The sequence below is a fragment of the uncultured Eubacterium sp. genome, from assembly GCF_934525195.1.
GTDB lineage: Bacteria > Bacillota > Clostridia > Oscillospirales > Acutalibacteraceae > Eubacterium_R.
Window position 1 is genome coordinate 230,721 of the sequence record NZ_CAKSZA010000004.1, and the last position, 6,570, is coordinate 237,290.

Consider the following 6,570-nt stretch of genomic DNA (forward strand, 5'->3'; position numbering starts at 1 on the left):
TCACTGCACCTCCCCGTCTGTCAATGAGGCATAAACATAATAATGTTCATCGGCAAGAGCCGAAAACGCTTTGTTTGACTTTGCAGTGCCAAGAATTAAAACGTCGCCCTTTGTATCTTCGGCAGAATCGGCAAATTCGGTTTTATACACCTTGTACTTAAAATCACCGAGATTGGAATGCACATCAAAAACGTCATTTTCCTTGACATTATACAACGAGCCGAAGTTGGACGAATAGCCTGCAACTTTTGTCGCTCCGCCCATACCAAAAAGATACGACCTGCTGTCCAACCCGCCGCCGTTGCGCATTGAAACACGGTTGTAGCCATAATATACATCTTCGTTAAACCCGATTCTCTCACAACTGATTGTGCCGACAAACGAACCAAACTCGATGTCATCAATAAAATCTTCACCGATTTTATCGCTTTCAACTTTTTCAATTTGCAAATCGTTATAACCGATTTTTAAATAGTTTTGTGCATCCTGAACAGTGTTTTTGGCTTCATCAAGACCAATCAGCATAAGCGGAGCAAACAAAAGTAATGACAAAAGTACAAACGAAACGGTGCGGTATAAATATGGATATGCCGTACCCTTAGGCTTATTCTTATTTTGTGCCTTAGACTTTTTCATAGAAAGGACTCACCAAATATTAATCATCCTCAAAAACCGCACCACGAGAACCTGAGGTTACGTGTTGTGCATATCTCTTGAGATAACCTGTCAATTTCTGCTCAGGAGCAGACCAATTATTTCTTCTCTCTGCCAAAACCTCATCCGAAACATTCACACGGAGAACTCTTGCAGGAATATCAATTTCAATTTCGTCGCCGTCTTCAACAAGTGCAATAGTTCCGCCGACTGCAGCCTCAGGACTTACGTGACCGATTGAAGCACCTCTTGTAGCACCGGAGAAACGACCGTCTGTCAAAAGTGCAACCTTTGAACCAAGTCCCATACCGATAATCGCAGATGTTGGAGAAAGCATTTCTCTCATACCCGGACCACCCTTTGGACCTTCGTATCTGATAACGACAACATCGCCCGCAACAACCTTACCGCCTGTGATAGCGGCAATAGCCTCCTCCTCGGAGTTGTAGCACTTTGCAGGGCCTTTGTGTTGCATCATTTCAGGAGCAACAGCACCTTTTTTAACAACGGCACCCTCTTCGGCAAGGTTACCCTTAAGAACAGCGATACCGCCGTCCTTTGAGAATGGGTCATCAAGCTTACGAATAACAACGCCGTCTGCATCCGGAGCTTTTGAAATTCTGTCTGCAACAGTACCGTTAACAGTAAGGCAATCTGTATTGATGAGTCCGCCTGAAGCAAGTTCCTTAATAACAGCCTGCATACCGCCAACATCATTAAGGTCTGTAATGAACACAGACGAAGCCGGATTGAGTTTACAAATCTGCGGAGTGGTGTTGCCCATTTCGTTGAGGTCGGACAAATCAATGTCGTGACCTGCCGCATGAGCAATAGCCGTAAGGTGGAGAATTGTATTTGTTGAGCAACCGATTGCCATATCGGTACGCATAGCATTTTGGATTGCTTTTTCTGTGATAATATCCGACGGCTTGATGTCCTCTTTAAGGAGGTCCATAACTCTTTCGCCTGCCATCTTTGCAAGGCGAAGACGAGCGGAATAAACCGCAGGAATTGTGCCCGAACCCGGAAGTGACATACCGATAGACTCTGTGAGGCAGTTCATAGAATTTGCCGTGTACATACCCGAACAAGAGCCACAAGTCGGGCAAGCGGTAAATGCTGTTTGTTCAAGGTTTTCAAGTGACATCTTGCCGACTGCATTTGCACCGACATATTCAAACTGCTCGGAAAGTCCGATAGGATTTTTTGTTTCTGTGCTTTTACCCGGAAGCATTGGACCACCGTTGATGAATATGCAAGGCAGATTAAGTCTGCAAGCCGCAAGGAGCATACCCGGAACGATTTTGTCGCAGTTAGGGATAAAAACAATAGCATCAAGAGGGTGTGCGGTAAGCATAACCTCAATGCTGTCTGCAATAAGTTCACGGGAACAAAGCGAATACTTCATACCCTTGTGATTCATTGCAATGCCGTCGCAAACGCCGATTGTGTTGAATTCAAACGGAACACCGCCTGCGTTACGAATACCTGCCTTAACCTGCTCTGCGATTTTGTCAAGGTGCATATGACCCGGAATATAGTCGCTCTTTGAGTTAACAACAGCTACGAACGGTCTTTTCATTTCGAGTTCATCAATACCGAGAGCTCGCAACAGAGAACGATGAGGGGCTCTTGACGGTCCCTCTTTGATTAAATCTGACCTCATTTTTTTACCTCTTTGTTATTTGTTATAGAATAAATTATAAATGCTTATTATGTATATTATATTATTTATATAGATTAATTTCAATATATTTTTATTTTTTAAATGATTTAGCTATTGCCTAAAGCGGTTAATTTCTGTTATCAAACACATTTTCTATATGATAGCGTGGCTTGCCTTGGCTCTTGCGTCCGTATTCTATCGCTTCCTTTGGGCAATAGCAAATGCACGCCATACAATGAGTGCAATTATTCCCCCACACAGGCTTGCCGTCAACGAGTTTGACATTGTTGAGCGGACAAAGCTTGACGCACTTGCCACAGCCTACGCAATCATTGGTTGCATAAAAAGCCTTTGATTTTACGAACATAGGATAAAACGCATCGTTTACAATTCCGCTGTACAACTTATCAATCAGCGAGGTTTTCAAGGTCTTAAACGGCTTATCGTTTTTGATTTGCTCCGCTGTTTTTTCAATATCACGAATTGAATTTGCCACAATCTGCTTTACCTCATCAACCTGCGGTGCATCAAACATTGCAATGTAATTTTCAGGCATAACAATTTGAGCTGTACCCTTGTAATCAAAGCCCTTTTGATTGCAAAGGAGCTTGTTAAATTTTTCGGCATTGCCGACTTCACCGCCACAGGTCATAACAAACCAAACTCCATCGGTGGCGGTTATATCGGTTTTTTCAATCCATTCGGTAACGACACGGGGAAGTCTCCACGCATAGGTAGGTGTGGCAATAACCAACCTGCCGTTCACGATGATTGGAGAATTGTCGCCGTTCTTTATTTTTTCGTTCAAATCAACAACGGTATCACCGAGTTTGTCGGCAATGAATTCGGCAACATATCGGCTGTTGCCCGTGCCCGAAAAACATAAAATCATTGCTTGTTTTCCTCCTCGGGATAGGTAAGGTCAAAACTTCTTCTGAAATCGGTCATAATATTCATTACATCCTTGGTGTAGTCAAGGTGCATATCGTTTGCCTCGCTCAAAATTGCCTTTTCCATATCTTCAAGTTCATAGGCAAGGGCGTCCTCGTGCTTACCTGCCGATACCGTTTCGGTTTCGCCGCTTTCGGCATAAGTAATTGTTGCTTCCCACGCTCTCGGATATTCCATAATTTCAATATATCCCTTTTCGCACGACACCATGCCACGCTTAGGCTGTTTTGAATGAAGTGAAAGCATAACGGTTGCCATTTGTCCCTCTTTGTTTGTAAGGAGCATACTTGCCTGCTCGTCAACACCTGTCGGCGCTTTTTTCATTTGTGACAAAACACTGTCGGGCTTTGAGTCGAAAAACCAACGAACAAACGACAGCGAATAAACGCCGATATCAAGCATTGCACCGCCAGCAAGAGAACGATTAAAAAATCGGTTTTTCATATTATAATCCTTAAAACTGCCGAAATTTGTTGTAATAAGATTAACCCGTCCGAGCTTGCCCGACGCAAGAATTTCATTAAGCTTTTTGTAAATCGGCATATGATAAATCGTCATGGCTTCGGCAACGATGACACCCTTTTCTTCTGCAAGCTTCAATGCTTCGTCGAGTTCGGAAGAATTGAGCGTAACAGACTTTTCAACAAGAATGTGCTTTCCGTTTGCTATTGCCTTTTTCATAAATTCAATATGAGTATTGTGCGGAGTTGTGATGTAAACAACATCAACATTCGGGTCGGTGAACATATCGTTAAAATCATCGTACACCTTGCCGATGCCGTATTTTTCGGCAAACGCCACAGCTTTTTCGTGAGTTCTGTTGCCAACCGCATAAATGCTTTTGCCGTTTTTCCGCAAAGCAACAGCCATTTCGTTTGCTATAACTCCCGTACCGAGAACCGCCCAATTAATGTTTTTCATTTTGACATTTCTCCTTTAATTAATCAAAAAGTGTAGGTGAATATATATTTTCGTACGAGCTAAAGCACATCAAAATCTGTTCTTTTGTTGTTTTCTCCACGGCAAGATTGTCGGGAATATTCTCACGGTCAAAAAATCCGATTTCGGTGGTTTCAATATTTTCTTGAAAGCTTCCGCCTTCGTATTTACAAAGAACAAACACTTTAACAACGCCGTAGATATAATTTGTCACATTATGGAGTCTCCAATCCTGAACGGCAATTATTTTTTGAGAGGAAACGGTAAATCCTGTTTCTTCCCGTACTTCCTTTTCGGTATTTGAAGCAACGGATTGATCGACATCACACCATCCGCCCGGGAGCGACCAAGTGCCGTTGTTTTCGTGCACCATAAGGATTTTGCCGTCAACAAACACCGCAGCTCTCGTGTCAACCTTAGGCGTTTGATAGCCACTTTCATTGCAAAACAAATCCGTTATTTTTTCAACGGAAACATCTGTTTTAACCGATAACATTTCTGCCGATATTCTGCGAAGTTCCTCGTATCGTTCTTTGTCAAACTTATCCTTGCCGTATTGCAAACCCGCCTGCGCAATAAACTGAATACGCATTGCAAAATCAAGCCATTTATCGTTCATTTTTTCACCGCCTTAATATAATTTCATTATAAAAAAAGCTCTCGAAAAAATCAAGAGCCTATGCTGTCGATAAAGCCCCTGAACCACGCCAATAAAATAAACTAACCGCTTAATGCCTCCCTTGTGTAAAGGGTGCGGGTCTCCTGTGGAGACCTCTGCATTTTAATGCAGAAGCACCGACCGAACCGGCAGGTGAGACGGTGGGTGCGATTTATCGCGCTCGGAGGGATTGTAAAAGTACCGCAAATATCGAATTTGCGGTACTTTTGGCGTTTTTCGTTTTTTGTTCAGTCGAGGTACCACCGTACATCTTCCTTCGCAAGAAAACGAAATTCAGAACCTTTCTCAACAGCCAAAATATTAAGAAATTTACATCAACAAGTTTTTTCTCTTTTCTTCCAACTGACAAAACCGTACATATCGTTGAAAAAGAAAATCGCAAAATTCACAACAACGGGAATGTATTCGGGATTTTTTATTGACGCAAGCACCCACAAAACGATAAGCACAATATCGTTTGCCGCATAACCTACGGCGTAATATGACGAGCGAAGCATAGTCAGTGCCGCCGCAACAAAACTTGTTGTTATTGATATGGTGCTGAATACAATGTTAGGCGTGTTGAGTTTTGCCAAAATCACATAAAACACCGCCGTAACAATCACGGTGGAGAGGGCAACCAACAAGAAATGCTTTTTTGTAAGTTTTTGAATTGCAACCTCTTTTCCGTTTTTGGCAGGGTTTTTAATCCAGGTTATCGTTGACCAAATCGCCATAGGCATCGTCATACCGAGATATGTAATTACCTCTCCCCAATATCTGAACTTCCAAGAGATAATGCCGTAAAATATGCTGAATGCAATCATAAGAATCGGTGCCCACACATTGCCTATTGCCGCAAAGACAAGCGAGGTTACACCCACGCACGCCGCCGACAGCGTAAGAACATCAACATCTCCCGACAGGAGATTTGACATTATTACCAACACGAGTGACACAATCCACAGCACCCACTCTTTTCTCTTAAAGCTTTTAAACGGATTACTCATATATTATATATTTTCATCATAAAACATTACTTTTTGTGTACAACAGAAACATTATAGCGATATAAACATATTTCGCTATGCAACAAGGCTTGCAAGCCGTTTTCCGCAAAACACGCCAAGCAAACAAAAAGCCACGCTCAATGCAATATACAATCCGCCGAAGCAATACATTTTGTTTTCAAACAGGGTGACAGCCTCAAGCGAAAAGGTTGAAAATGTTGTGAAACCGCCGCAAACACCGGTTTTCCAAAACAGCACGGTGTTTGGAGATGTGTTTTCTTTTTCGCTGACAATGCCGACAATAAAGCCGATAGCAACCGCACCGACAATGTTTGTGACAAGGGTCAAAATCGGAAAATCCGTTTTAACGGGTATCAAACTTATGGCATAGCGTAAAACCGCACCGAGCGCACCGCCAAGTGCTACAAACAAAAAATTCATTTCAGTCTCCTTAATTATTAATAAAAGTCATTATACCATAAGAAAAAGCTTTATACAACCGTGACATATTTTGCAACAACTTCACCGAGTGCATAAGGCTTGTGGTTTGTTAATATCCATAAAATCAAAAAAGCCTTTGAGAAAAGAATTTCTCTTCTCTCAAAGGGCAAGTTGACAAACTTGAAGTTATCGAACTACTTCAATTTTTCATTTTCACAACTACATTTCCAGCGTGTTCTACATCACCTGCT

Annotated in this window: 7 protein-coding genes; all 7 read right to left on the bottom strand. The window is 42.3% G+C overall.

The window, feature by feature from the left end:
• Nucleotides 1-636: a hypothetical protein gene (locus tag Q0E03_RS05985; RefSeq protein ID WP_297130363.1), complete on the bottom strand. Its 636-nt coding sequence runs from the start codon at nt 634-636 to the stop codon at nt 1-3.
• A 19-nt stretch (nt 637-655) separates the two neighbouring features.
• The gene (gene ilvD / locus Q0E03_RS05990) at nt 656-2,320 is read right to left on the bottom strand and encodes a dihydroxy-acid dehydratase (protein ID WP_297130366.1); all 1,665 of its coding nucleotides are present in this window, start codon (nt 2,318-2,320) and stop codon (nt 656-658) included.
• A gap of 127 nt (nt 2,321-2,447) precedes the next feature.
• On the bottom strand, nt 2,448-3,212 hold the full coding sequence (locus Q0E03_RS05995) for an EFR1 family ferrodoxin (RefSeq protein ID WP_297130369.1): 765 nt from the start codon (nt 3,210-3,212) through the stop codon (nt 2,448-2,450).
• Nucleotides 3,209-4,192, bottom strand: coding sequence for a Gfo/Idh/MocA family protein (locus Q0E03_RS06000; protein ID WP_297130371.1), 984 nt, complete (start codon nt 4,190-4,192; stop codon nt 3,209-3,211). The genes Q0E03_RS05995 and Q0E03_RS06000 overlap by 4 nt, the downstream gene beginning before the upstream one ends.
• 19 nt (nt 4,193-4,211) lie before the next feature.
• On the bottom strand, nt 4,212-4,829 hold the full coding sequence (locus Q0E03_RS06005) for an NUDIX hydrolase N-terminal domain-containing protein (RefSeq protein WP_297130375.1): 618 nt from the start codon (nt 4,827-4,829) through the stop codon (nt 4,212-4,214).
• A gap of 374 nt (nt 4,830-5,203) precedes the next feature.
• Complete coding sequence (pnuC, locus tag Q0E03_RS06010; protein ID WP_297130379.1) at nt 5,204-5,878, bottom strand: nicotinamide riboside transporter PnuC; 675 nt, start codon at nt 5,876-5,878, stop codon at nt 5,204-5,206.
• A 75-nt stretch (nt 5,879-5,953) separates the two neighbouring features.
• Nucleotides 5,954-6,319: a fluoride efflux transporter CrcB gene (gene crcB / locus Q0E03_RS06015; RefSeq protein ID WP_297130382.1), complete on the bottom strand. Its 366-nt coding sequence runs from the start codon at nt 6,317-6,319 to the stop codon at nt 5,954-5,956.
• Between the last annotated feature and the right edge of the window lie 251 nt (nt 6,320-6,570).

What these genes read in the sequence shown, in the direction of transcription:
- Q0E03_RS05995 (WP_297130369.1), bottom strand. Translation starts at nt 3,212, where the DNA reads ATGATTTTATGTTTTTCGGGCACGGGCAACAGCCGATATGTTGCCGAA.
- Q0E03_RS06005 (WP_297130375.1), bottom strand. Translation starts at nt 4,829, where the DNA reads ATGAACGATAAATGGCTTGATTTTGCAATGCGTATTCAGTTTATTGCG.
- pnuC (WP_297130379.1), bottom strand. Translation starts at nt 5,878, where the DNA reads ATGAGTAATCCGTTTAAAAGCTTTAAGAGAAAAGAGTGGGTGCTGTGG.
- ilvD (WP_297130366.1), bottom strand. Translation starts at nt 2,320, where the DNA reads ATGAGGTCAGATTTAATCAAAGAGGGACCGTCAAGAGCCCCTCATCGT.
- Q0E03_RS05985 (WP_297130363.1), bottom strand. Translation starts at nt 636, where the DNA reads ATGAAAAAGTCTAAGGCACAAAATAAGAATAAGCCTAAGGGTACGGCA.
- crcB (WP_297130382.1), bottom strand. Translation starts at nt 6,319, where the DNA reads ATGAATTTTTTGTTTGTAGCACTTGGCGGTGCGCTCGGTGCGGTTTTA.
- Q0E03_RS06000 (WP_297130371.1), bottom strand. Translation starts at nt 4,192, where the DNA reads ATGAAAAACATTAATTGGGCGGTTCTCGGTACGGGAGTTATAGCAAAC.